At 70.0% G+C, this 24,443-nt stretch carries 21 protein-coding genes; 6 read left to right on the top strand and 15 right to left on the bottom strand.

Features of this window, described 5'->3' with window-relative positions:
* Positions 1 to 233 precede the first annotated feature (233 nt).
* On the bottom strand, positions 234 to 983 hold the full coding sequence (locus ACWDUD_RS21240) for a hypothetical protein (protein WP_450110565.1): 750 nt from the start codon (positions 981 to 983) through the stop codon (positions 234 to 236).
* Positions 984 to 1,250: 267 nt separating this feature from the next.
* Here ACWDUD_RS21240 and ACWDUD_RS21245 point away from each other — a divergent pair, with 267 nt between their 5' ends.
* Together ACWDUD_RS21245 and ACWDUD_RS21250 are read left to right on the top strand one after the other, a co-directional pair.
* Positions 1,251 to 1,793, top strand: a complete 543-nt coding sequence (locus tag ACWDUD_RS21245) for an RNA polymerase sigma factor (RefSeq protein WP_420750894.1) — start codon at positions 1,251 to 1,253, stop codon at positions 1,791 to 1,793.
* A gap of 166 nt (positions 1,794 to 1,959) precedes the next feature.
* Positions 1,960 to 2,316, top strand: a complete 357-nt coding sequence (locus ACWDUD_RS21250) for a hypothetical protein (protein ID WP_450110566.1) — start codon at positions 1,960 to 1,962, stop codon at positions 2,314 to 2,316.
* A gap of 24 nt (positions 2,317 to 2,340) precedes the next feature.
* Here the strand turns inward: ACWDUD_RS21250 and ACWDUD_RS21255 are convergent, their stop codons facing one another.
* Positions 2,341 to 3,774 (bottom strand): GTPase, encoded by a 1,434-nt coding sequence (locus ACWDUD_RS21255; RefSeq protein WP_450110567.1) that lies wholly within the window; start codon positions 3,772 to 3,774, stop codon positions 2,341 to 2,343.
* Positions 3,771 to 5,561, bottom strand: coding sequence for a dynamin family protein (locus ACWDUD_RS21260; RefSeq protein ID WP_450110568.1), 1,791 nt, complete (start codon positions 5,559 to 5,561; stop codon positions 3,771 to 3,773). The genes ACWDUD_RS21255 and ACWDUD_RS21260 overlap by 4 nt, the downstream gene beginning before the upstream one ends.
* Before the next feature lie 64 nt (positions 5,562 to 5,625).
* Between ACWDUD_RS21260 and ACWDUD_RS21265 the strand changes: the two genes are divergently transcribed.
* Positions 5,626 to 6,906: an aminodeoxychorismate synthase component I gene (locus ACWDUD_RS21265; RefSeq protein WP_450110569.1), complete on the top strand. Its 1,281-nt coding sequence runs from the start codon at positions 5,626 to 5,628 to the stop codon at positions 6,904 to 6,906.
* Here ACWDUD_RS21265 and ACWDUD_RS21270 read toward each other — a convergent pair.
* The 4 genes from ACWDUD_RS21270 to rsmI all read right to left on the bottom strand — a co-directional run bounded on the left by ACWDUD_RS21270 (position 6,848) and on the right by rsmI (position 14,286).
* Complete coding sequence (locus ACWDUD_RS21270) at positions 6,848 to 10,822, bottom strand: nSTAND1 domain-containing NTPase (protein ID WP_450110570.1); 3,975 nt, start codon at positions 10,820 to 10,822, stop codon at positions 6,848 to 6,850. The two genes, ACWDUD_RS21265 and ACWDUD_RS21270, sit on opposite strands and share 59 nt — an antisense overlap.
* A 464-nt stretch (positions 10,823 to 11,286) precedes the next feature.
* Positions 11,287 to 11,742, bottom strand: a complete 456-nt coding sequence (locus ACWDUD_RS21275) for an SPW repeat protein (RefSeq protein ID WP_450110571.1) — start codon at positions 11,740 to 11,742, stop codon at positions 11,287 to 11,289.
* A 215-nt stretch (positions 11,743 to 11,957) separates the two neighbouring features.
* Positions 11,958 to 13,415, bottom strand: coding sequence for a D-serine/D-alanine/glycine transporter (gene cycA, locus ACWDUD_RS21280; protein ID WP_450110572.1), 1,458 nt, complete (start codon positions 13,413 to 13,415; stop codon positions 11,958 to 11,960).
* Between the two features lie 22 nt (positions 13,416 to 13,437).
* On the bottom strand, positions 13,438 to 14,286 hold the full coding sequence (rsmI, locus tag ACWDUD_RS21285) for a 16S rRNA (cytidine(1402)-2'-O)-methyltransferase (protein WP_197250015.1): 849 nt from the start codon (positions 14,284 to 14,286) through the stop codon (positions 13,438 to 13,440).
* Positions 14,287 to 14,309: 23 nt separating this feature from the next.
* On the opposite strand from rsmI, the gene ACWDUD_RS21290 reads away from it, so the two are divergent.
* Entirely contained in the window at positions 14,310 to 15,863 is a 1,554-nt protein-coding gene (locus ACWDUD_RS21290) for a dolichyl-phosphate-mannose--protein mannosyltransferase (protein WP_197250014.1), read from the top strand.
* Between the two features lie 21 nt (positions 15,864 to 15,884).
* On the opposite strand, the gene ACWDUD_RS21295 is transcribed toward ACWDUD_RS21290, so the two are convergent.
* From ACWDUD_RS21295 to mscL, 6 genes are all read right to left on the bottom strand, one after another.
* Positions 15,885 to 16,706 (bottom strand): T3SS (YopN, CesT) and YbjN peptide-binding chaperone 1, encoded by an 822-nt coding sequence (locus tag ACWDUD_RS21295; RefSeq protein ID WP_450110573.1) that lies wholly within the window; start codon positions 16,704 to 16,706, stop codon positions 15,885 to 15,887.
* Positions 16,707 to 16,766: 60 nt separating this feature from the next.
* Positions 16,767 to 18,071, bottom strand: a complete 1,305-nt coding sequence (locus ACWDUD_RS21300) for a class I SAM-dependent methyltransferase (protein WP_374068474.1) — start codon at positions 18,069 to 18,071, stop codon at positions 16,767 to 16,769.
* A gap of 45 nt (positions 18,072 to 18,116) precedes the next feature.
* Entirely contained in the window at positions 18,117 to 18,629 is a 513-nt protein-coding gene (locus ACWDUD_RS21305) for a class I SAM-dependent methyltransferase (protein WP_197250011.1), read from the bottom strand.
* A complete protein-coding gene (locus tag ACWDUD_RS21310) occupies positions 18,626 to 20,257 on the bottom strand; it encodes a BCCT family transporter (protein WP_450110574.1) in 1,632 nt (543 codons plus the stop codon). Before ACWDUD_RS21310 ends, ACWDUD_RS21305 begins: the two co-directional genes overlap by 4 nt.
* 110 nt (positions 20,258 to 20,367) lie before the next feature.
* Positions 20,368 to 20,736, bottom strand: a complete 369-nt coding sequence (locus ACWDUD_RS21315) for a GntR family transcriptional regulator (protein WP_197250009.1) — start codon at positions 20,734 to 20,736, stop codon at positions 20,368 to 20,370.
* An 83-nt stretch (positions 20,737 to 20,819) separates the two neighbouring features.
* On the bottom strand, positions 20,820 to 21,251 hold the full coding sequence (mscL, locus tag ACWDUD_RS21320; protein WP_197250008.1) for a large conductance mechanosensitive channel protein MscL: 432 nt from the start codon (positions 21,249 to 21,251) through the stop codon (positions 20,820 to 20,822).
* Positions 21,252 to 21,407: 156 nt separating this feature from the next.
* Between mscL and arsC the strand changes: the two genes are divergently transcribed.
* Positions 21,408 to 21,755, top strand: coding sequence for an arsenate reductase (glutaredoxin) (arsC, locus tag ACWDUD_RS21325; protein ID WP_197250007.1), 348 nt, complete (start codon positions 21,408 to 21,410; stop codon positions 21,753 to 21,755).
* 60 nt (positions 21,756 to 21,815) lie between these two features.
* On the opposite strand, the gene ACWDUD_RS21330 is transcribed toward arsC, so the two are convergent.
* Positions 21,816 to 22,469 (bottom strand): phosphodiesterase, encoded by a 654-nt coding sequence (locus ACWDUD_RS21330; RefSeq protein ID WP_450110575.1) that lies wholly within the window; start codon positions 22,467 to 22,469, stop codon positions 21,816 to 21,818.
* 184 nt (positions 22,470 to 22,653) lie between these two features.
* The gene (gene arcA, locus ACWDUD_RS21335) at positions 22,654 to 23,865 is read right to left on the bottom strand and encodes an arginine deiminase (protein WP_450110576.1); all 1,212 of its coding nucleotides are present in this window, start codon (positions 23,863 to 23,865) and stop codon (positions 22,654 to 22,656) included.
* Positions 23,866 to 23,938: 73 nt separating this feature from the next.
* On the opposite strand from arcA, the gene ACWDUD_RS21340 reads away from it, so the two are divergent.
* Positions 23,939 to 24,412, top strand: a complete 474-nt coding sequence (locus ACWDUD_RS21340) for an FABP family protein (protein WP_450110577.1) — start codon at positions 23,939 to 23,941, stop codon at positions 24,410 to 24,412.
* Positions 24,413 to 24,443 lie beyond the last annotated feature (31 nt).

Here is a 24,443-nt window from a genome sequence, read left to right on the forward strand (position 1 = left end):
GGGTCAGCGGCAGGGATTCGACCCGGTCCGGGCCGATGCGGTGTGCGGCGGAGGTGTTGGAGGTGCCGAAGTCGACCGCCAGGACCCAACTCATCGTGCGCTCTCCCCCTCGAGAATGTCCGGTTCGGGCCGGATGCCGTAATCGTGCGGCAGCCTATGGGACGCGGCGCCGCCGGTACCCGCGGGGCCCGCAGGTGCCGGCGGCGCCGGAGACGACAGCCCGATCAGGGCGGTCAGGCCAGGTCGGAGTAGTCCGCGTCCGAGGACGCACCGGAATCGAACGCGCTGGTGTCGATGTAGTCGTCGGCGGCGCCGTCGCCGTCGTAGTCGACGGCACCGGTGCCGAGATCCACGGTCGCATCGATTCCGCCGTCGCCGTCGAGATCGAAGACCGCCTCGTCGAAGGTGCCGTCGCCGTCGACGTCGATCGCGGCGGCGTCGATGTAGCCGTCGCCGTCGGTGTCGGCGCTGATCATGTCGACGGTGCCGTCGCCGTCGAGGTCGATGACCTCCGCGTCGCCGACCCCGTCTCCGTCGGTGTCGAGAACCTGCACGGTGCTGCCGTCCTCGTTGACGATCTCGTCGAGGACGACCGGCTGACCGGCACCGAGGGCATCGGTCGAGGTGGAGCCCGTGCTGACGGCGTTGCTGTTCGAGGCGGAAGCCGACGACGCGCTGTCGGAGGAATCGGAAGCGGAGGAGTTGCGGCCGTACGACGAATCCGCGCCGGAGGCCGCCGAGGAACCGTAGGACGAGTCCGAACTGGACGAGCCGGACGAGTCGTAGCGCTCGTACCGCTCGTAGGACTCGTAGCTGGTCGAGCCTTCCTGAGCGGCCGAGGACGAGCCGTAGGAGGAGTCGTTGTCGTACGACGAGTTGTCGCCGTACGAGGAATCCGAGCTGGCGCCGGCAGTGGACTGCGAGTCCTGGCGGTTCGCGTTGCTCGAGCTGGTGCTGTCGGAGAAGGATCCGCGGTTTGCCATGTCGGTGCTGCCTTTCGCTCGTCGGGTATCGGGGATAGGAGCAGCCGGCAGGGCGGAAAGTTCCCGGCCGGTTCACCGAAAATTTCCTGCGGCGTGGACCACACAACGAAATCCCAGGTCAGCGCAGGAAAAACAGCCGAAGCTGTGTCGCAACTCACAGAATTCGAGCCGATCGGGCGGGAGATTCGCGCGATCCGCGCACCTGGCCCCGCACAAGACGCGAACCGTCCAGTAAGTTACACCCGGAAAGTTACGGAGGGGGCCGTCATGAGTGAAGCGGAATTGATCGAGCGGAGCCGGGCAGGGGACCAGGCTGCCTTCGCCGAACTCGTCGCACGGTCACGCGACCAGACCTGGGCGGTGTGCCTGCAGATCACCGGTCACCGGCACGACGCCGAGGACGCCCTGCAGGACACTCTGACCGCGGCATGGCAGAACCTCGCCTCGTTCCGGGGCACCGCCCGTTTCGGAACCTGGCTGTACCGCATCGCCACCAACGCGTCGCTGGCGATCGTGCGCAAACGCCGCGAAACCCCCGAGGACGAAATCGACAACGGCGAGCACACGGGACGATCCGTCGCCGACAGCATCGCCGATACGGACATGGTCCGGCAGGCCCTGGCAGCGCTGCCCGAGCAGTTCCGCGTCGCCATCGTGCTGCGCGAGTACGCCGACATGAGCTACGCGGAGATAGCGGAGCATCAGGGCATCCCGGTCCAGACCGTGAAGAGCCGGATCAACCGGGCACGGGCGCAACTCGTCGAGAAGCTGGCACCGTCGATGCTCGACGCGGACGCACTCGAGCCCTGAGCCCGCTGCCCCGGCACTCACCCGGCGCATCGACTCCGACGACGCCCGCGGCAGCGCCGGGTTCGGCAGGTGTACGCCGCCCGGGCTCGGCGCGCGCTAACGTCGTCGGTGTGCGTGCAACTGCACCTGCACATGGGCGAGTCGGGAATCGGAGGACGTGGTGACGATGACGAACGACCGGGAGCCGTCGCTGTGGGACCTCCTCGGCCTCGATCCGCAGGCGACCGTCTCCCCGCTGCCCGACGACGCATGGGATCGTGCCGTGCGGATCGCGACCGACCCGGACACCCCGCCCGTCGGCGCCGATCTGATCCCGGCCGACGATCCGGACGATCTCGACATCGATCCGGCGGTGGTCGACGTCGACCTCGACGCCGACGAGGATGTGCCGGACCTGCAGGGTCACCACGAATCGACATTCGACCCCGAGGACACCGCACTCGACGACGCCGCCACCGGCGACCCCGACGAGCCCTACGCCCACCCCGAGCCGGGCTACCCCGGCGACCCGGACCTCGCCTGAGGGCCGGGCCGCCCGTTCACACCGTCAGTTCCAGGACCGGACGATCGACGTGTAGGCCTGGGTGAGCGACACCAGCGCCGCGTCCTCGGCCGCCGATCGGGTGCTCAGACTCTGCGTCTGCACCGACACGAGGCGTTCCTGCGCGATCGCCCGCAGCTGCTCCGGCGGGGCCAACGGATCGGCGCCGAGGGCCTCGGCGACGGTGGCGCCGCGCAGCAGCTGCGTCAGCTCCGTCACCGCGGGCGCGGACGGGTCGGTCTCCAGCAGGGACCGCAACGACCGCAGCAGACCCACCTGGACCAGCGCCGGATCGGACTTCAGCTCGGAGACGATCTGCCGGATACCGTCCCGGGCAGGATGGGTGTACGCCAGCGCGTCGAGTTCGGCGACGATCCGCCCGGCACGGTGCAGGACCGCGAAACGCCGCAGGGACCGGTCGAGCACCGCGCGCAGCGGATCGATGCCGGAGGCCGCGGTCAGCCACTGGTTGACCTGATGGGCGCCGCCGCGCGCCGGACCGCGGCCGTGCACGAGCCCGTACTCCCCGACCATGTCGATGAGCCGGAACACGCGGTCCCGGGGAACGGGAAGCGCACCGTCGCCGACGTCGAGCAGATCGAACAGCTCGAGCGGCGCGAACGGCGCCAGGGCGGCCAGGTCCCGGGCGTCGTTCTCGGTGAACGCACCGGTGTGCGAGGTCTGGGCGAGCAGGCCGGCCACCGGAACCACCGCGCCGACCACGTCCGCGAGCCGGCGTGACAGCACCCCGGCGTGCTCGACGGCATGCCCGATCGGGTCGCGGTGGCCGAGCACGCCACGCCCGAAGCCGTCGGCGCGGGACAGCACCCCGAGCGTGTTCAACGGGGTGAACCCGAGTCGCTGCAGGAACGAGATCTCGTCGGCGCGGGGCATCGAATCGAACAGGAACACCGCGGCGTCGGCGTCGACGGACGCCGAGCGGGTCTGTTCGAACCCGTCGATGAGGGCGCGTTCGGTCGCCGCGGCGTTCGCGACGGTCAGCGTCGCCAGGCCCGGGGTGTCGACGAGCGTGATCCGCGTCAGCGCCTGCGACGGCAGGTGCCGGTGCACGTAGGCGACCTCGGTCTCGGGCACGCCGAGGTCGGCGGTCGCGCCGAAGGTCAGCCGCACCGGCCGGCGGGATCCGTCGAGCTTCACGACCTCCGCGCGGGAGGGCGCACCGTTCTCGTACACGGTGACGACGCTGGTGGCCTCGAGCGCCGCGGTCTCGGCGACCGGCGCCCCGATCAGCGCGTTGACCAGCGTGGACTTGCCGGCCTTGAGCCGGCCCACGACGACGATGCGCGGCGGCGACCACAGGATCGCGCCGATCCGGTCGGCGTGCCCGACGAGATCACCGCCGAACGACGCGAGCCGGTGCAGCGCGGCGTCGATGCGGTGGTGGATCGGGTCGGTGGCGTCGGTGACCGGCGCGTTCATGCCGGGACCGCCGTGGTCGACGGGGCACCGAGCGCAGCCTCGATGGGCGTGATCTTCCCGCGCGTGATGCGCAGGTTCTTCTCCAACCGGGTGACATTCGCCTCGCGCGCGGCGGCGTCGGCCTGCGCGGACCGCTTCGCCTCCTCGATCTGCTTCTGCAGCACGGTGATCCGCTCCTGGAGGTTGCGGCGACGGCCGAGCACGATCTCGGGGCGGGTCGTGGCGAGCGTCGCATCGAGCATGCGGGTCGTGGCGGTCCGGGCGGTCGCGATCGTCTCCCGCAGCCAGGTGAGCAGGTTCGTCTTGCCGGCCCGCATCGCCCGGAATCCGAGGTTGACGGCCACCCACACCACACCGGCGACCGCGCCGACGCCGATCACCGCACCGAGCATGGTGGTGCCGATCATGCCCATCGACAGGACGCTCGGATCGAGCAGACCCTGGCGTTTCGAGGTGACCTCGTTGGTGACGAGGGGGTCGGTGCGCATCGACGCGACCGCGATCTCGCGGATGCGTTCCCACTCCTCGGTGCTGTCGAACAGTTCGGTGGTGATCCGCTCGAGGTCGGTGAGGAACCCTTCTGCGGTCATGGCCATCGCCTCGAGCAGGTCGGTCTGGATGCGGGCGGTGAACACCTGCGGCGACTTGCGCAGCACCTCCATCGACGACTTGTTGATGCGGGTGGTCCAGTCCTCGCGGACCCGGGTGAGGTGTTCGTCGAGCCGGGTCGCGGCCTGCTGCCGGGCCAGCGTGAGGTCGCGCTGCAGATGCTGCTCCCAGTGCTGCGCCTCGTCCTTGAGGTTGCGGAGCCGTTCGAGTTCGGCGCTCAGATCCGGGATCGCGGCCTCCCCCGCCCTGACGACGGCGAGTTCGTCCTCGATGGCGCGTTCGACCTCCCGCAGTCCTTCGAGGCAGATGCGCAGGGCGTCGGTTGCCGGTGACTGTTCCGCGGCGGTGAGGCTCTTCTCGATGGCCGACCACAGCGCGGGAATCCCGGAGAACGTCACCGCCCGGTCGCGCAGTGCGTCGGGGAGCCCGGCGTCCTGCGCGGCGAGCGCGCGGACGCTCGAGACGGGCACGACCGGGATGTCGCGGCCGACGTGCTTCGCGATCGAGCGCCGGTTCTCGGCGACGATATCCGCCCAGCGGGTGGTGGCCTTGTCCGTCTTGGTGACGGCGACCACGACGTTCTCGACGCCGGCGGCGCTCTCGCGCAGGAACTGCATCTCCGGTTCGGTGATGGTGGTCGAGGCGTCGCACACCATCACGAGCACGGCGGCCTGATCGGCGGACTGGCGGGCCAGTCCCGCATGCCGGGGGTCGAGGCCGCCGACGCCGGGAGTGTCGACGATGGTGGCGGTCTCGAGCCGCCGCGATGCGACGGGCACCACCGCGGCGACCGGCAGCGCCTCGACCGCCGGATCGGTGACGTACCGCCCGCCCGTGGTCGTCCAGTCGGCGAGCTCGGCGTGCGGGATCCGCCGGTTGCCGTCCGGGAACACCAGTTCCGCTGTGCCCTCCGGGTTCTCGGCGTCGGCCGGCACGAACCGGATGGACACGGCGGTGGCGTTCTCCACGTCGTCCACCGTGATGCCGTCGCGGCCGATCAACGCGTTGACCAGCATGCTCTTTCCCCGTTTGATCTCGCCGACCACCACGACCGATCGCGTACGCCCTTCGCCCGACAGCTTGCGTTCGGCACGGTCGGCAAGTGCGTTGCGGCCGTAGGCCCGCAGCACCTTGCCGGCCCCGGTCACAAGGTCGGCCACCCCCGATTCAGCAGACACGGATCAAGACCCTACCGAGTCCCGCGGTTTCGGCAGCGGTGCGTACCCGTGGAAAGCTGGGACCATGCGGATGGAGCGACTGGGCAACGGAGGCAGCCCCGCACGAGTGCTCCGAGCGCTCGGCGTCCGCGCCCGCGACCTCGGAATCGCCCCGCCCGCTGCGCTGACCGGCTTGTGGTTCGGCGCCGCCGCCGTGATCGCGCCCAGTCTCGCCACCTCCCCCGCCCCGGTCCGGGGCACCTTCACCCGGGCGGATCGGACGACCGGTCGGATCGCCCGGGAAGACGGGCCGCTGATCGGGGGCGGATGGATCGGTTATCTCGCGTATCCGGACCGGGTCCCGACGACCCCGGCACTGCCGGTCGCGGCGGGCGGGTGGACCGACGTCGTGCTGCGGCTCGACGACTCCGGCTGCTGGTGGTACGAAACGCTGACGGACGAGCCGTGCCCACCGGATCTGGCCGCCGCCGTGCACGATCCGGATCCTACGGTGCCGGACTGGCGGATCGACTGGACCCCACCGGACCGGGCGACGCACCGGCACGGCGTCGAACAGTGCCTCGACGCGATCCGGGCCGGGGAGGTGTACCAGGCGTGCGTGTGCACCCGCTTCACCGGCACCTGGTCAGGGAACCCGCTCGCGTTCTTCGCCGACGCCGTCGAGACCACCCGCCCGAATCGGGCCGCCTACCTGCAAGGACCGTGGGGCGCGGTGGCGTCCCTGTCACCCGAACTGTTCCTGGCCTGCCACGGCGACCGCGTCGAGTCCTCCCCCATCAAGGGCACGCTCCCGTTGCACCGCGACCCCGCCGACCTACGAGCCTCCGTCAAGGACGTCGCCGAGAACGTGATGATCGTCGACCTGGTGCGCAACGACCTCGGCCGGGTCGCCGAGACCGGCACCGTCACCGTCACCGACCTGCTCGGCGTGCATCCGGCACCCGGCGTGTGGCATCTGGTGTCGACCGTCGCTGCGACTCTCGGGCCGGACGTCACCGCCGACGCGCTGCTCGACGCCGCTTTCCCGCCCGCGTCGGTAACCGGATGCCCCAAGCTCCGGGCGCGAGACCTGCTGCAGGACTGGGAAGAGCTGCCCCGCGGCGTGTACTGCGGCACCGTCGGCATGGCGAGTCCCGTCGCCGGGCTCGAACTGAACGTCGCCATCCGCACCGTCGAATTCGCCGGGAACGAGTGCGCGCTCGGCGTCGGCGGCGGCATCACCATCGATTCCGATCCGGACGCCGAATGGCAGGAATGCCTCGACAAGGCCGCGAGCATCCTGCAGCTCAGTCCCCGCACACGTCCAGTCCCCCGGGCAGCTCGAACTGCAGGAACACTGCGCTGATCTCTCCGGTGGTCGACGAACAGATGCGGTCGGTGATCTCGTCCGCGTCGAGACCCCACGTCCGGATCACGCCGTCGCCACCCGCCGCGGCGACCGTGCCGTCCGGCAGGAACCGCACCTGCCAGCGGCCGACGCCGGTGTCGGTGATCGGACCGCCCATCGCGTGCATCGCCCGCGGAGCCGCCACGTCCCACAACCGGACGGTGCCGTCGTCGCTGCCGCTGGCCACCACGCCACCGCCGGGTGCCACCGACACCGAATAGACGGTCCCGGTGTGTCCCCGCAGCGGTGTGCTCCGCGCGGTGAAACCGCCGTCGTCGCCGCGGTCCCAGATGATCACCGTGTGGTCGTCGCCGCCGGTCGCCAGCACCGAACCGTCCGCACCGAACGCCACGCCGTTGACACCGGCCGTGTGCCCACCGGTCACCGGCACCGCGACCGGCCGGTCCGGGTCCGCGATGTCCCACGCGTAGATCTCTCCGTCCGCGCTCGCGACGACGAGGCTGCGGCCGTCCGGGCTCACCGCGGCGCTGCGCACGAGGTTCGTCGGACCGGTCAACGGAGCGCCGCGCGGCACCGGACGCACCGGATCGGTCACATTCCACAGGGTCACCGACTGGTCGTCCGCGCCGGTTACCAGCGTCCTGCCGTCCGGGGTGAACGCCAGCTCCGAAGTGAACCGGGTACCGAGCCGGACGGGTTCGCCGAGCGGCCGCGGGCGTTCCGGGTCGGCCACGTCCCACAGGCGGACACTGCCCCCGGAGGTGGGAGCGGTCGCCAGGATCGTCCCGGCCGGTGACAATGCGACGACGTTCGCGCCGCCGAGCGGACGCGGCAGGTCGATCGCCGTGGCCTGGCTCCAGCGGCCGCCGTCGTCGATGCGCCACAGGTTCACCACCGAGTCGTAGCCCCCGGTCGCGGCGAGCCTGCCGGACCGGTCGACGGACGGCAGGGTCAGGGCGGCATCGGCGACACCGACGCGTTCGCGCGGCAACGTCCACATCCGGATCTTGGAATCCTGCCCGCCGGTGACGACGGTCCGGCCGTCGGGTGTCACGGTCAACACGGGCAATCCGCCGCCGTTGCCGGTCAGTCCCGGTTTCAGTTCGTCGACGATCCCGGCGACCGGGTCGACGGACCACAACTTCGCGGTGCCGTCCCACGACGCGGACGCGACCGTGCGCCCGTCGGGCAGGAACGTCACCCTCCACACGCCCCCGGTGTGCGCGCGGGTCGGGGCGCCCAGCAGTCGCGGCGCCGCGACGACGGTGGTGTCGAACAGGTGGAGCATGCCGTCGTCGCTGCTCACGACAAGTCTCGTGCCGGTGGGGTCGAAGTCCGCCGAGTGCGCGACGTCGCCGAACCCGGTGAGCGGCGCTCCGATCGGAGTGGGGTCGGTCGGGTCGCTGACGTCCCACAGCCGCACGCTGCGGTCGTCGCTGGTGGTCGCGAGGACCGAGCCGTCGGTCCGGAAGACCGCGGTGCGCACGGCGCCGTCGTGGGCGTTCAGCACGGTCACCGGGAAATCCGGGGTGGTCGTGTCGATGAGCGCGACGGTGCCGTCGTCGTACGGTACCGCCAGCAGCCGGCCGGTCGGCGAGTACCGCACGTTGTGCACGGCGAGGCCCTCGGGCCCGTGGTGTTCGAGCAGCAGGACCGGACGGGCGCGGTCGGTGACATCCCAGATCCACACGCTGCCGTCGCCACCACCGGCGGCGAGGCGCCGGCCGTCGGGACTGAACGACACCGACGCCATGTAGTCGGGCAGCGCGGTCAGCGGCTCCCCGATCGGTTTCGGGTCGGCGCGGTCGGACAGGTCCCACAACCGGACGGAACCGTCGTCGCTGGCCGAGGCGAGGGTGGCTCCGTCCGATGAGACCGCCACCCCGTACACGGGTCCGGTGTGCCCGTCCAGGGTCCGCGCGAGCGGGGTCCCCTGGGTGGCGACGAGTCGGGAATAAGCGACATCGCTGTCGGGCTGCAGATGGGCCGCGACCAGCGACAGGTCCGCCGATGTCGTCGGATCGTCGTCGCGCATGGCGTCGGCGAGCGCGATGATCTGCTGGAACTCGGCGGCGCTGCGTTCCTCTTCGGCCCGGTTCTTCGCCGTCCACGCCAGCGTGCCCGTGACGAACGAGACGATCGTCGAGATCGCGAGACCGGCGAGAACCATCCGCCGCCACCGCGCGGCCCGTTCGATCTCCCGCCGGGAGGCGGCGAGGAAATCGACGGCGGTGGGGCTCAGGGCCGAGCCCACTTCCCCTCGGCCGTTGCCGACGCGGGTCAGCCGCGCGTCCTGCTCACGGACCAGATCCATGCGTCCGCGCTGGTAGAGCATGCTCTTGTTGCGGCCGGTCTCCACCCAGTTCGCGGCGTCCGCCTCGAGCTGCTGACGCAGTGCCGCCGACGAGCGGTCCTCCTGAATCCAGGACTTCAGGCGCGGCCACGCCTCGATCACGGCGTCGTGGATCAGCTCGGCATGTCCCGCATCGACGACGACCACGCGGGCGGACACGAAATGGTCGAGGACGCGGCTCGCGGTGGCGCGGTCGCCGAGAGCGAGCAGCTGGGCGAGCGGCCGGGCGATCTTCACGTCGGTGCCGGTGTTGGTGACGTACACCAGGTGCACCAGCATCTCCCGGGCCAGCTGCCTGCCTCGATCGTCGAGCTCCTCCCATGCGCGCTCGGCGCTCGCGGCGATCGAACCGCGCACCCCTCCGGTCGCGCGGTAGCCGGCGACGGTGAGGTTCCCGCCCCGGCGGCGATCCCACATGGTGTCGAGCAGGTGCGACAGCAACGGCAGTTCCGTGCCGCTGAGCTCACCCCCGGTGAGCACTCCGAGGTCGTTGAGGATGAGATCGGCCAGGCCGGATTCGAGTTTGACCCCGACGAGCTTGGCCGGTTCGGTGATCACCTCCTCGAGGTTCTCGCGGCGCAGCGGTCGCACCGTCTTGGTGCGGCGTTCGAGCGCGCGGGCCAGAACCGGATAGGACACCGCCTGCTCGTAGAAGTCCGAGCGCATCGTCGCCACGACGGTAGCCGGGGCGTCCTCGTGCTCGACGGTGGTCGAGGCCCGTTCGAGGACCCCGAGAAACTGGGAGCGTTCGTCGCGGTCGTCGCACTGGGTGAACAGTTCCTCGATCTGGTCGACGACGATCAGCAGCGACGAACACCCCATGCGGGTGGCCGCCGCCCGGATCGCCCGCTGGACGGCGACGGCGTCGGCACGCTGCGCGGCGGGGTCGGCGAGTTCGGGGATCGCCTCGGCGAGACGGCCGAGCGGGTGTCGCCCCGGGGTGAGCACGACGGGGCGCTGGTCACCGTCCCCGCACAGTTCCGGGATCAGCCCCGCCTGCACGAGCGACGACTTGCCGACGCCGGATGCCCCGGTCACGATCACCGGTCCGTGCCCGTGCGCCGCGACGGTGATGTCGGCGAGTGTGCGCACGCTCTCGGCGCGGCCGAAGAACAGCCACGCATCCTTCTCCCGGTACGCGGACAGTCCCCGGTACGGGCGCACTCCGGCCTGGGGCACCGGTGCAGGCTCGGGTGTTTCGGCCGTCCGGCCCGGTCCCGACGACGTTCCGCGGGCACAGTCCCACCAGTTCTGCCACTGCTTCAGCGAGTAGAGGCCGGGGGTGGGCGGTTCGGGGTTCAGGGCGCGGGCCGCCCGGACGAGTGCGACGAGCACGGGACGCACGGTCTCGAAGCTGGCGGGCAGACGCTTCCCGGAACGCCAGTCGCTGAGCCGCTGCACGGACACCGTGCGGTCGCTGCCCATGGCCCGGGCGAGGGCCGCGGATTCCGTTTCTACCTTCTTCAGGGGCGGCCGGCCCGCGGCGGCGAAGAGCATGCGCAACTGGTCCGCGAAGAACTGCCGAGGGTCGGGTTCGTCGCGGCCGTCGTCCTCTGCCATCCGCTTCCGCACCTTCCGGTTCGTCGGAGATTCCCCTGGGATTCCAGGAAAACTCCGCTGCGGAAAATTTCCTCACCCACTGTGACCTGGGATGATATCCGTTCCGCAGGGTCCGGTAGTTGGTCGGGTCGCATTTCGGCGGAAGAGTGGTCACCGAAGCGAGAACGGTCTCGCTACCAGCGTGGCCCCACGCCGGTGGGAATTGAAGTTCGAGGGGTAGTTCCTGTCGGCGTGGGGAAGCGGTGGATCGGGTCCTGAGGGTGACCATGATCAGAATCGTCGACCGGATTTCCGGCTGGGTGCCCCCGTCGTTCGTCGTAGCAGGTACGGTCGCTGCGTCGGTGGTACTGATACTCGCGCTCGCCTAGGCGCGCAGAACTGCGCCACCCCGCCCTTTGCCGGGCGGGGTGCACACGAGGGTCTCGGAGCCGGTTCGGCTCCTTACACAGACCCGGGCATCCGGGTCAGCGCGTCGGTGTCATGCGACGCGAGCGCCCCATGAGATCGGTTCCCATCGCGGCGGTCGCGAGACCCAGCAGGCAGACCACGATGCCGCAGACGACGTTGGACCAGATCATCCCGGTGGTGGTGGTCACGCCGGCGACCACCCACGGGGAGACGATCAGCCAGACCCCGAGCAACGGTGCCACGAACGTCATCCCGTGGGTGCGGGCGAGCGCCGAGCCGAATGCGACTGCCAGCAGGGCGACCGCGAGGCCGGTGAACAGGTTGCTCATCGTCAGGTTCATCTCGCCGCTGAAGCCGACGATCCAGGCGGAGCACGCCGCGTAGAGACCGGCGATCATCAGCAGTCCGTCGGCCACCTGCGCCGGGGGCTGTTCGGCCGCCATGTCGTAGCGCGCGCGCATTTCGAGAATGTCCGGGTGGGTGCGCATCGCATCGTGTGCAGATGTCGACATCGTTCTCATCTCCCTGGCCGACGCACAGGACCGCGCCCTTGTGCGCCGTATCGGTCGTTGGACGGGGAAGATTGCTCAGCGATCAGGAGGATCGCGAAGGAAGCGGATCACCCATAGACGCCTCCGGAGTCCGTTGTGTGGTAATTCAATTCCACACCTCACTGCGCCCGAGCGAAAGGGGTACGCGGTCCCGCTCGGCGATGCGGCGGCGCCGCTCAGTCGCGCGCCGCGTGTTCGGCCGCGGCCTCGTCCTCCAGGTCCTTGCGGAACGCGGCGTACCGGGCCCGATGCTCCGGACGACGACGGATCAGCGCCCACGCGACCGCCAGCACCACGAACCAGATCGGGGTCACCATCAGCGCCTCGCGGGTGTCCGTCTCCTGGGTGAGCGCCCAGACGATGAACGCGAAGAAGGCGTAGACGACCCACACCATCGGCACACCGCCGGGCATCTTGAACGTCGACGCCGCGTGCAGGTCCGGACGGCGCTTCCGGTACCGCAGGTAGCTCGCCAGGATGATCGACCACACGAACATGAACAGCAGCGCCGAGATCGTCGTGACGAGGGTGAACGCCTCGATGACCGAGTCACCGGCGAACAGCAGCACGATCGCGGACAGCAGGAACAGGCACGAGAACATCAGCGCGTTCGCCGGGACCCGGCGCCGGTTGAGTCTGCCCAGCGCCGCCGGCGCGTCACCCTCCTGCGCGAGCCCGTACACCATCCGCGACGTCGAGTAGATGCCCGAGTTCGCGGACGACGCCGCCGACGTGAGCACGACGAAGTTGATGACCGACGCGGCGATACCGAGACCGGCGAGGGTGAACATCGCCACGAACGGGCTGCGACCGGCCTCGATCTCCCGCCACGGCGTCACCGCCATGATGACGACCAGCGCGGCGACATAGAACAACAGCACGCGGATCGGGATCGAGTTGATCGCCTTCGGGAGGTTCTTCTCCGGGTCCTTGGCCTCGGCGGCGGTGGTACCGACCAGCTCGATCCCGACGAACGCGAACACCGCGATCTGGAAACCGGCGACGAACCCCATCGGGCCGGTCGGGAAGAACCCACCGTCGTTCCACAGGTTGTCGAAACCGGCGGTCGCACCGTTGGGGGCCGTGAAGCCGCCGATGATCATGACCAGGCCGACCACGATGAGACTGACGATCGCGACGATCTTGATGAGGGCGAACCAGAACTCGGTCTCGCCGAAGGCTCGCACGGTCGGCAGGTTCAGCAGCAGCAACGCCAGGATCGCCGCCAGGGCGGGAATCCACAGCGGCACGTCCGACCACCAATAACGCACGTAACCGGAGATCGCGACGATGTCGGCGATGCCGGTGACGATCCAGCAGAACCAGTACGTCCAGCCCGTGAAGAACCCGGCCCACGGCCCCAGCAGGTCGGCCGCGAAGTCCGCGAACGACTTGTAGTGCAGGTTCGACAGCAACAGTTCGCCCATCGCCCGCATGACGAAGAACAGCATGAACCCGATGATCATGTACACGAAGATCACCGACGGACCGGCCAGGGAGATCGTCTTGCCCGACCCCATGAACAGTCCGGTTCCGATGGCACCACCGATCGCGATGAGCTGGATGTGCCGGTTGGACAGCTGCCGCGAAAGATGCGGTTCGTCGGTCGACAGGGGTTCGGGTGGAGCACTCACTGCGACGAGTCTACGGACGGGTTCATTCCTGCCGTGAGGCGAGTACCGCGTCGTACAGCTCGCGCTTCGAGACACCGGCGGTCGCGGCCTGCCCGCACGCGTCCTTCAGGCGCATCCCGCTCGCCACGAGGCGTTCGACCTCCTCGACGAGATCGGCGGGGTCGGCGACCTGCTGCGATGCCCCTTCGAGCACCACGGTGATCTCGCCGCGGGCACCGTCGACGGCCCAGTCCGCGAGCTCGGCGAGTGTGCCGCGCCGCACCTCCTCGTAGGTCTTGGTCAGCTCCCGGCACACCGCGGCGCGGCGGTCGCCGCCCAGCACCGCGACCGCGTCGGCCAGGCACGCCGCCAGCCGGTGCGGCGCTTCGAAGAACACCACCGCGCGCGGTTCCGTCACGAGCGTCTGCAGCCAGGCGCGGCGCGGACCGGACTTGCGCGGCGGGAAACCGTCGAAGCAGAACCGTTCGACGGGCAGCCCCGACAGTGCGAGCGCCGTGGTCACCGCGGACGGGCCGGGCAGGCACGTGACGGGCAGATCCGCGGCGACGCACGCGGACACCAGCCGGTACCCGGGGTCGCTGACCGACGGCATGCCCGCGTCGGTGACCAGCAGCACGGTCAGTCCCGACTCGATGTCCGCGATCAGCGCCGGGGCGCGCGTGACTTCCACCTGGTCGTAGAAGCTGACGACGCGACCGGTGATGGTCACCCCGAGGGCCGCAGCGAGCGACCGGGTGCGGCGGGTGTCCTCGGCGGCGACGACGTCGGCCGTCGCGAGGGCTTCGCGGAGCCGGCTCGAGGCGTCGCCGATGTCGCCCATCGGCGTGGCCGCCAGCACGAGCCGTCCTTGTCCCGGGTTCTCTGCCTGCATGCGTATCAGCCTACGATCGGACCGTGACCGTGACGGACGAGCGCCCCGCCGAGGCCCCCGACCGTCGCCTGCTGAGTCCCGGGCCGCTGGTGCCCCCGGTCGATCCGGGTCCCACCGACCGCGCCCGCGGCTGGGTGGTGACCCTGTTCGTCACCGCGCTCGCCGCGATCACCCGGTTCGCGATGCTCCACTACCCCACCGACGCGAAGACGCCGGTGTTCGACGAGAAGCACTACGTGCCGCAGGGCTGGCAGGTGCTCACCGGCGGCTGGATCGAGGACAACCCCGGCTACGGGCTGGTGGTGCATCCACCGGTCGGGAAACAGCTCATCGCGCTCGGCGAGGCCCTGTTCGGTTACAACGGGTGGGGCTGGCGGTTCTCGTCGGCGGTCGCCGGCACGATCCTGGTGCTGCTGGTGGTGCGCATCGTGCGGCGGCTGACCCGGTCGACACTGCTCGGCGCGCTCGCCGGGGTGCTGCTCGTCGTCGACGGGGTCACGTTCGTCTCGTCCCGGATGGGGATGCTCGACGTCTTCCAGGCGATGTTCGTCGTCGGTGCGTTCGGTTGCCTGATCGTGGACCGCGACGACGTGCGTGCCCGCATGGCGCGGGTGGCCGCGGAGGACCGCATCGGGGTCAGTACCTGGGGTCCGCGGCTCGGGGTCCGCTGGTGGCGGTTCGGCGCGGGTGTGCTGCTGGGCCTGGCCGTCGGCACCAAGTGGTCCGGGGTCTATTTCATCGCGTTCTTCGGGTTGATGTCGGTGGCGTTCGACGTCGCCGCGCGCCGCGCCTACGGGGTGCGGCGGCCGTGGGTGGGCACCGCGCTGCGCGATATCGGTCCGGCGCTGTACGCGCTGGTGCTGATCCCGCTGGGTGTGTATCTGGCGAGCTACTGGGCGTGGTTCGCCAGTGAAACGGGGGTGGACCGGCACGCGGTGGGCACGAAGATCGGCACCGACGGCCCGTTCTCGTTCGTGCCGGATTCGCTGCGGTCGCTGTGGTACTACAGCGCGAACGTGCTCGAGTTCCACTCCGGACTGACCAATTCGGCGGGCAACCACCATCCGTGGGAGTCGAAGCCGTGGACGTGGCCGATGGGCCTGCGGCCGATGCTGTACTACTTCGCCGAGGGCGACCGCATCCGCGGGTGCGGCGAGGAACAATGCGTCAAGGCCGTGATGCTGATCGGCACGCCCGCCCTGTGGTGGGTGTCGCTGGCGATGGTCGCGTGGGGGCTGTGGCAGATCGTGGTGCGACGCGACTGGCGGTGGGCGGCCGTGCTCACCGGCTACGGCGCGGCACTGCTGCCCTGGTTCGCGACCCTCGACCGGCAGATGTACTACTTCTATGCGGTGCCGTTGGCGCCGTTCCTGGTGATGGGCGTGGCGCTCGTGCTCGGAGACGTGCTCGGCCCGGCCCGGGCGTCGCGGGAAAGACGCTCGACGGGCCTGCTCGTCGTGTGCCTGTACGTGGGTCTGGTGGTCGCGAACTTCGTGTGGTTGTGGCCGATCCTGACGGCGCTGCCGATCACGGTTGCCGAGTGGCACGACCAGCTGTGGCTGCCGAGCTGGCGCTGACCGCGCCCGGTACCGGTTTGCTCAGTACCAGTCGTCGAACAACGCCGTGTCCGGTGTGCCGGGCCGGCGATCGTCCTCGGTGTAGTGGACGCCCCCGAAGTTCGTGGCGACCTGCCGGGCCACCGCAGGCATGAGCCGGCGCATCGCATCGATCCGCTCCTCCAGGTGGGCCGGGTCGAACGGCGCCGCCGGGATCTCCCCGGTCCCGACCAGCCGGTCCTCGACGACCAGCGCGCGCACGCCCGGCCCGCCGCGCAACCCGTCGACCCAGTGCGCGGCGCCGGTCCGATCGGCGATCCGGTGCAGCAGCGGGATCCACACCCGCACCGCGGGAACGGTGCGGTCGACGATCACGAAGATCACCTGCGAGTCGAGCACCAGCACGAAGTCGCCGTCGGCGTCGATGCTGGCGGGCCGGCCCAGCACGTGGGCGAGCGCGTCGCCCACGCGGCCGCGCAGCTCGTCGTACCACTGCCCGCCGTCGACACCCGGATACGGCCCGACCTGCACGAACGCCGGCTCGACGACGTCCCACCGGTCGCGCAGCACGCCCACCACCCAGGACGCGACGGCATCTGGGTCGCCGATCGTCGACGGCGTGTCGGGCGGGCACCGTCGCGGCGCGGACGACCCGCACTCCCACGGCGGGGCGAGGATGCGGGCGCCGACCCCGAGACCGGGGCGGTTCTCGATCCGCACCCCCGCGGCCGGTGTCAGCGCCGTGTCCGCGCGTAGCTCCAGACCGTCGCCGAGGGGCAGTTCGGCGATGCTCCTGGCCATCTGGGTCCGGAATCTGGCCCAGGCGAGCTCGACCGATTCGTCGAAGTGGCCGATGTCGTTCACGAACATCTCCTCTCGCAGTGAAACCGCGGGCAGCGTCACGGTACTGCGAGGGTCCGACAATCAGGTGGCGGCGCGCGTGCCGCGGAGCCACCGATCGCGGGTACGAGGCATCCCGCTGGCGCCGTCCGCGGTGGGACGCACCGCGAGGACCTGATGGACGGTGAGCCGGTTCGGTGCTTCGAACCCGAGGGCGCTCGCCGTCAGGTACAGCAGCCAGGTGCGGGCCCGTTCCTCACCGGCCAGCCGCACCGCCTCGTCCCACGATCCGAGCAGGTTCGACACCCAGGCGCGCAGGGTCAGCGCATAGTGTTCGCGCAGCGATTCGCTGTCGCGCACCTCGATTCCGGCTCGTTCGAAGGCGTCGATCGTCCTGCTGAGCGGCAGCACCTCGCCGTCCGGGAAGATGTAGTGGTCGATGAACGACGGGGCACGACCGGGCTTGTCCGGCAACGACCGCACCCGCGCGATCGCGTGGTTGAGCAACCGGCCGCCGGGCCGCAGCAGGGCGTGCAGCTCCGCGGCGTACAGCGGCAGGTTCACCAGCCCCACGTGCTCGGACATGCCGACGCTCGCGATCGCGTCGAAGGGACCGTCGTCGATGTCGCGGTAGTCCTGCAACCGGATCTCGATCCGATCGGACAATCCGGCCTCGGCGATCCGTTTCGTCGCCAGGTCGCGCTGTTCGCGGCTGACCGTCACCCCGACCACGTCGACCCCGTAGTCGCGGGCGGCGTGCATCGCCAGCGAACCCCAGCCGCAGCCGACGTCGAGCAGCCGCATCCCCGGAGCGAGTCCCAGCTTGCGGCACACCAGATCGCACTTGTCGCGCTGTGCGGTGTCCAGCCGGGCGTCGTCGTCCACCCAGTAGCCGCACGAATAGACCATGGTCGAGCCGAGGAACAGCCGGTAGAAGTCGTTGCCGACGTCGTAGTGGTGCGACACCACGAGCGAGTCGCGGTCGCGGCTGTGCCGGATCCCCCGGCGGCGGCGGATCTCGACGGCGGGTGGTCGCGGCGGCGGCCCGACCGCGCCGAGCCGCACAAGAGTCGCCGCGGCACGCGCGAGGGTGCGGGGGCGCAGGCCGGCGAGCCGATGGTCCCCGATCCGGTCGACCACTTCCGGGATGCCGAGCAGGGGGAACAGATCGTCGACGTCGAGATCACCGGAGATGTAGGCGCGGGTCAGGCCGAGTTCGTTGGGCGCCCACAGCATGCGACGCAGGGCGCGACGGCGGTTCACGACGACACGCGCGGCCGCGTCGGGCGGGCCGGCCTCGGACCCGTCCCAGCAGCGGACACGGACGGGTAGGTCGACACCGATCAGGGCTTCGAAGGCCGACAAGAGCCGGGGTGCTGCCGACTTCATGATCATCACTGTCGCGCACCGGCCACGGCGGCGCACGGTGAACGATCAACCTTTCTCGACCGACTCCGGCGGCGCCGCAAGGACCCCCACGGTCCGGCCCCGCTCGACCATGTCGACGATCGCGAATCCCGCCTCCGACAGCAGGGCGCTGATCCGCATCGAGATCGGTCCGGTCGCGGTGCCCGGCGGGGGTTCGTCGAACACCCACAGTTCACCGCCGGGGCGCAGCAGCGCGGCCGCTGCGGCGGGCACGGCCGGGTCGCCGGAACGGAAAGCGGGCACATCGATCGCGAAGATCAGGTCGAACGGACCGCCGTCGACGTCCGGGAACCGGGCCACCCGCAACTCGACCCCGGCCGCCGCCTCGTTGCGCCGACGCGCGCGGTCGATCTGCGTCGCCGAACCGTCCACCCCGAGGATCGTGCCGTCGGGGCCGATGCGCTCGTGCACCAGCGACACGGCCACTCCTCCCCCGCATCCGATCTCGAGCACCCGCATGCCGGGACGCGGGGCCATCGCCTCGACCGCGAACGCGATACGGTCCGGGACGGCGGTCATCCGGTGCGCCGCAGCGTCGGCCGGCGCCCGCCGAGGAGCGGATCTCGCGACAGGTCACGGTAGAGGGAGATGCACAACCCGACCATGACGACCACGAACGGTGCCGCGGCGATGATCGTCATGGTCTGGAGAGCACCGAGCGCTTCCGACCCGCCGGTCCACAGCAGTAGCGCGGCCACCCCGCCGGTGAGCGCGCCCCAGAACACGACGATCCATCGGCCGGGCGAGAGCGTCCCGCGTTGGGTGAGGGTGCCCATCACCATCGACGCGGCATCGGCACCCGAGACGAAGAAGATCGCGACGAGCAGCATCACGACGAACGTCGACACCCCGACGAGCGGCAGGTTGCCGAGCATCCCGAACAACTGCCCCTCGAGGCTGCCTGCGCCGGCGATGTCGTGGCCGTCCTGCTGCTGGCCGATGGCCGCCCCGCCGAACACCGCGAACCACAACAGGCTCACGATGCTGGGCACGATGATGACACCGACGACGAACTGGCGGATGGTCCGGCCCCGGCTGATGCGGGCCAGGAACATGCCGACGAACGGGGTCCACGAGATCCACCACGCCCAGTAGAAGATCGTCCACGACGAAAGCCATTCGCCCGCTTCGGCGCTCGAGGCGGCAGTGCGTGCGGACATGCGAGCCAGGTCCGAGGCGTAGGCGCCGAGGGTCGTCGGGATCAGGTTGAGGATCAGCACCGTCGGCCCCAGCACGAACACGAACAGCGCGAGGCTCAGCGCCAGCACCATGTTGATGTTCGACAGCCACTGGATGCCCTTGGCGACGCCGGACACCGCCGAGGCGATGAACGCGCACGTCAGGATCGCGACGATCGCGACGAGCAGCAGGACGCCGGTCTCCTCCATCCAGCCCGTGACCTCGAATCCGGAACCGATCTGCAGGGCTCCGAGCCCGAGCGAGGCGGCGGTGCCGAACAACGTCGCGTACAGCGCGAGGATGTCGATGACCTTGCCGAGCGGGCCCTCCGCGCGGCTGCCGAGCAGCGGCACGAACGCCGAGCTGATCAGCTGCTTCCGGCCTTTGCGGTAGGTGCCGTACGCGATCGACAGACCCACGACCGCGTAGATCGACCACGGGTGCAGACTCCAGTGGAACATGGTCGTGGCCATCGCCGGTCCGGCGCCACCGGCGCTGCGGGGCGGCGGCGTCACGAAGTGCGAGAGCGGTTCGGCGACCCCGTAGAACATCAGGCCGATGCCCATGCCGGCGCTGAACATCATCGCGATCCAGCTCACCGTGCGGAACTCGGGCTTCTCGCCGTCCTTGCCGAGCGGAATCGTCCCGTACCTGCTCATCGCGAGCCACAGCGCGAAGATCACGAATCCGCTGGCGGTGAGGACGAACAGCCAGCCGAGGTCCACGACGAGCCAGTCCAGTACCCGGCCGGTCACCGTGTTCAGGTTCTCGGGGGCGGTCAGGCCCCACACGACGATCGCGACGACCAGGGCCGCGGCGACACCGAACACGACGCGGTCCGTCGAGGGTCGCCGGTCCCGGTCCGCCGCGGGTGACGCCGGACCGGGTGGGCCGACGCCGGGTGGTGTCTGCGGCCGGGGCGTCCCGGGCGCAGCAGTCGAACCGGTTCGATCCGCAGGCACGGCCATGGATCAACGCTCGCCCTCGAACGGGTGCGGCGCAAGCACCTGCGACCGGGAAAGGTCCTCCCGAACCGGTCGTTTCCGACTCGGGGAACGAATCGGACACTCGGGAGGTGTCAGGCTCCGCGGACCGCGGCGACCACGAACTCGAGGATCTCGTCGTCCGACATGCCGAGGGCCCGCAACTCCGCGACGTAGGCGGTGGTCGCGCGCTGGGCGAGGGTGAGCGTCGGATCACCCGACGCGGCCGTCGCGACGAACGTGCCCGCGCGCCCGCGCGTCTCGAGGACCCCGGCCTGTTCGAGTTCCCGATAGGTCTTCGCGACGGTGTTCGGCGCGATCCCGAGATGCTCGGCGAGAGCGCGCACGGTCGGGAGTTTGGTGCCGGCGATCAGTTCGTCGCGGCGGACCAGCTCGACGATGCGACGGCGCAACTGTTCGAACGGTGGGGTCTGAGAGCTCTGGTCGATGGCGATGTCGAGCACGCGAGCAATGTACCAGCGCACAACGCACCGGCCCCGGGCATGCTGCCCGGGGCCGGTGGGAAGTGCGTATGGAGTGTGACCGATCAGACACGCGCCTTGTCGTGATCGTCGTCGTCCGAACCCTTCGCGTACGTGCCCTTCTCGAGCAGGTCGCGGATCTGGATGAGCAGGTCCGTCTCGCTCAGCGGCTTGTCCTCGGACTCCTTCGGCGGAGCGAAACGGTTCTTCGCGGCGTTGACCGGGACGATGAGCACGAAGTACACGACCGCGGCGATGATCACGAAGTTGATCACCGCGGTGACGACCGCACCGATGTTGATGAAAGTCTCAGGGCTGGAAGTGATCTGGAATCCCCAGCCGTACTCGTTGGCACCACCGACCGCCGCGACGAGCGGGTTGACGATGTTGTTGGTGAACGCGGTGACGATCGCGGTGAACGCGGCACCGACGACGACGGCGACCGCCAGTTCCACCACGTTCCCACGCAGCAGGAAATCCCTGAACCCCTTGAGCATGTACCCGGCTCCTCCCAATCGGCATTACGCATGTATTGACGGCGGAAAATCGTAGGGGGCGGGCGGGCAACCTTCAAACGGGACATGCCACGGGTGACGGCGAACACGGCAAGCATTGCAGGGACGCCCGATGCGGCACGCGGCACAATAACGGCCATGGCCAAGACCGCGACGATCTACCACAACCCGCGCTGCAGCACGTCCCGCAACACCTTGAAGGTCCTCCAGGAGGCCGGCCTCGAACCGACCGTCGTCAAGTACCTCGAGACCCCGCCGTCCCGCGACGGCCTGCGCAAGCTGCTCGACGATGCGGGCCTGAAGCCCAGCGAGGCGATCCGCCGGAAGGAAGCGCTGTTCACCGAACTGAACCTCGCCGACGCGTCCGAGGACGAACTGATCGATGCGATGGTCGACAACCCGATCCTCATCGAGCGGCCGATCGTCGTCACCGACAAGGGCACCGTGCTCGCGCGCCCGGTCGACAAGGTCCGCGAGATCCTCTGACGGCACGCGCCCACGTCTCCGGCCGGAGACGTGGGCGTTCTTCTCGGACTACGCGTCGTTCTACTCGGACTGTGCGTGCCGGCCCGCCCGGCTGCCCCGGTACGCGGCCCGGCGCGCCGCAGCGATCCACCCCGGCCACATGTCCACCTCGGCCGGGCAGTTGAGCACCGGATCGAACGCGGGTCGCTCACCGTCACCCGGCAGTGTCTCCACGACGAGCTGCCCGGCGGGTGCCACCTCGCCTCCCGCAGATTTCAGCGACAACCCGAAGCGCAACGTGCCGCTGTCGGCCAGCGCGTCCGCATCCGCCGACTCCGGGAGCCCGGCTTCCGGTTCCGCCACCACCCATCGCAGATCCGGGTGCTCGCGCGTGCGGAACGCGGTGACGCTGCTGTAGTGGGCGCCCGACCAGCTCCGCGCCGGCGACAACAGCACGGGCACACGCCCGTGTGCGGTGACCAGCAGGATGTCCCACAGCCCGACGCTCAGGTGCAGCCGCACCGCCACGCCGAGGAAGTCGGGAAGCATTGCGGGAAGCCCGATTCCGCGGGACAACCGGACAGTGACCGGCACCTGCCCCTGCGTCGGCCACCAGCTCGACACCAGCTCGGCGTGCCCCCGAGCGAGAACGCCGTGCGGATGGAAGATGCGCGCGTGCCGCACCGCCGAGGCCGCCGCGAACGGCGCCTCGAGGACCGCGTCGAGCTGTTTCATCCCACCCAGATACCCACCCGACGCGGTTTCAATCACCCGCCCCTTGTCCCGAGCGCCCCCCTTTTCCCGAGCGCCCGCCCCCTCTTCCCGAGCGCCCGCCCCCTCTTCCCGAGCGAATGTACCGCTCGGTCGGTTGAAGGAGACGAGCGATACATTCGCTCGGAAGAAGTAAAGGGGCGGAGGGTCAGAGCACGGCCCGTGCGAGCGGGCACGACATGCACCGCGGCCCGCCCCGGCCCGATCCCAGTTCCGACCCGGCGATCCGCAGCACCTCGATACCCGCTGCCTCGAGCCGCGCGTTTGTCTCGACGTTCCGCTCGTAGGCGACGACCACTCCCGGCGCGACCGCGAGGGTGTTGTTGCCGTCGTCCCACTGTTCCCGTTCGGCGACGACCGAGTCCAAGCCGGTGTCGATGACACGGAGCTTGTCGATACCCATCGCCTCGGCCGCGGCCTCGAGGAACGGTCGCGGCCCGTCGATGCGGGCGTCGCCGTCGTCCCGGCGGATCGTGAAGGCCTCGAGCGTGTCCCGGATCGCCGGATACATGACGACCGCGTCGATGTCGACCATCGTGCACACGGTGTCCAGGTGCATCGACGCCCGCTGCTGCGCGATCGGCACCGCCAGCACCGTGTGTGCCAGGCCGTCCTCGAACACACTGCGCGCCAATGCTTCCGCACCGGCCGGTGAGGTGCGCTCCCCCACGCCGACGGCGATGACCCCCGGCGCGAGCAGCAGCACGTCGCCGCCTTCGACGGGCGCGGTGTGCGATTCGTAGGCGCGGCGCACCCCGAGGAACCGTGGGTGGAACGCGTAGATGAGGTCGGTGAGCGAGGCCTCGCGCCGACGGGCGGGCAGCGCGAGCGTCGGGATCGCGACGCGCGGCCCGATCCAGAACGACGAGTCGCGGGTGAACAGCAGATTCGGCAGGGGATCGATCACGAAGTCGCCGCCGTGGTGCATGAGCCGCACCAGCGACGGCGGGCCGGCCGTGCCGGTTTCGGGCAGTTCGTCGAACGTCATTCCCGCGACCAGAATCCGGGTCAGTTCCGGGGCCGGCAGCGTCCGCAGGTGCGCGGCCAGGTCCTGCGCGAGCGCGTGCCCGAGCCTGCGCGGGTCGACGGCCGAGGAAATCCCCTGGATGCGCGCGGCGCCGCTGACCTCGAGGGTTTCGCGGAGCAGATCTGCGAGCAGCAGCACCTCGACCCCACGGCTGCGCAGCAGCTCGGCGAAGGCGTCGTGTTCCTCCTGGGCGCGCGCCACCCACGGCAACGCGTCGAACAGCAACTGGTCGTTGTTGCGGGGCGTCAGCCGCTCGAGTTCCGCACCGGGCCGGTGCAGCAGGACCGTCGTGAGGGCCCCGACCTCGGAATCGACACACAACTGCGCATTCATGCGTCAACGGTAGTGCCGCTGCCCGGCGGGTGGGAGGATCGACGTGCCCATACGCGAGCGAGGAGCACCACACGTGACGGATTCGGACCCGCTCGGCGAACTTGCACCGTTCGTCGGCCGATGGGTCGGCGGCGGCGACGGCCACTACCCCACCATCGACGACTTCGCCTACGACGAGACGATCGAGTTCACGTCGATTCCCGGAAAACCGTTCCTGATGTACGTCAGCCGCACCCGTGCCCGCGACGACGGGCGCCCGCTGCACACCGAGAACGGCTACCTGCGCCGCAGTGGTCACGAAGTGGAACTTCTGGTGTCGCAGCCCACCGGCTTCGTCGAGATCCAGCGGTCGCGGCTCACGCACGGCGTCCTCGATTTCACCGCCGTGCATCTCGAGCGGTCACCGGACGCGAAGCCCGTGCACGAGCTGCGCCGCCGGTTCGTCCTCGACGGCGACACCCTCACCTACGACCTGTGGATGGCGCACGACTCGACGCCGCTGACCCATCATCTGCACGCACAACTCACGCGGCACACGACGAGCTAGACCCGGTGTGCCGTTGTGGCGGTGGGAGGCG

The sequence above is a fragment of the Rhodococcus sp. NPDC003382 genome (assembly GCF_053589135.1).

What these genes read in the sequence shown, in the direction of transcription:
- ACWDUD_RS21250 (WP_450110566.1), top strand. Translation starts at nt 1,960, where the DNA reads ATGACGAACGACCGGGAGCCGTCGCTGTGGGACCTCCTCGGCCTCGAT.
- ACWDUD_RS21310 (WP_450110574.1), bottom strand. Translation starts at nt 20,257, where the DNA reads ATGGCCGTGCCTGCGGATCGAACCGGTTCGACTGCTGCGCCCGGGACG.
- rsmI (WP_197250015.1), bottom strand. Translation starts at nt 14,286, where the DNA reads ATGCAGGCAGAGAACCCGGGACAAGGACGGCTCGTGCTGGCGGCCACG.
- arsC (WP_197250007.1), top strand. Translation starts at nt 21,408, where the DNA reads ATGGCCAAGACCGCGACGATCTACCACAACCCGCGCTGCAGCACGTCC.
- ACWDUD_RS21300 (WP_374068474.1), bottom strand. Translation starts at nt 18,071, where the DNA reads ATGAAGTCGGCAGCACCCCGGCTCTTGTCGGCCTTCGAAGCCCTGATC.
- ACWDUD_RS21240 (WP_450110565.1), bottom strand. Translation starts at nt 983, where the DNA reads ATGGCAAACCGCGGATCCTTCTCCGACAGCACCAGCTCGAGCAACGCG.
- ACWDUD_RS21275 (WP_450110571.1), bottom strand. Translation starts at nt 11,742, where the DNA reads ATGTCGACATCTGCACACGATGCGATGCGCACCCACCCGGACATTCTC.
- ACWDUD_RS21265 (WP_450110569.1), top strand. Translation starts at nt 5,626, where the DNA reads ATGCGGATGGAGCGACTGGGCAACGGAGGCAGCCCCGCACGAGTGCTC.
- ACWDUD_RS21245 (WP_420750894.1), top strand. Translation starts at nt 1,251, where the DNA reads ATGAGTGAAGCGGAATTGATCGAGCGGAGCCGGGCAGGGGACCAGGCT.
- ACWDUD_RS21330 (WP_450110575.1), bottom strand. Translation starts at nt 22,469, where the DNA reads ATGAAACAGCTCGACGCGGTCCTCGAGGCGCCGTTCGCGGCGGCCTCG.
- arcA (WP_450110576.1), bottom strand. Translation starts at nt 23,865, where the DNA reads ATGAATGCGCAGTTGTGTGTCGATTCCGAGGTCGGGGCCCTCACGACG.
- ACWDUD_RS21270 (WP_450110570.1), bottom strand. Translation starts at nt 10,822, where the DNA reads ATGGCAGAGGACGACGGCCGCGACGAACCCGACCCTCGGCAGTTCTTC.
- mscL (WP_197250008.1), bottom strand. Translation starts at nt 21,251, where the DNA reads ATGCTCAAGGGGTTCAGGGATTTCCTGCTGCGTGGGAACGTGGTGGAA.
- ACWDUD_RS21255 (WP_450110567.1), bottom strand. Translation starts at nt 3,774, where the DNA reads ATGAACGCGCCGGTCACCGACGCCACCGACCCGATCCACCACCGCATC.
- ACWDUD_RS21305 (WP_197250011.1), bottom strand. Translation starts at nt 18,629, where the DNA reads ATGACCGCCGTCCCGGACCGTATCGCGTTCGCGGTCGAGGCGATGGCC.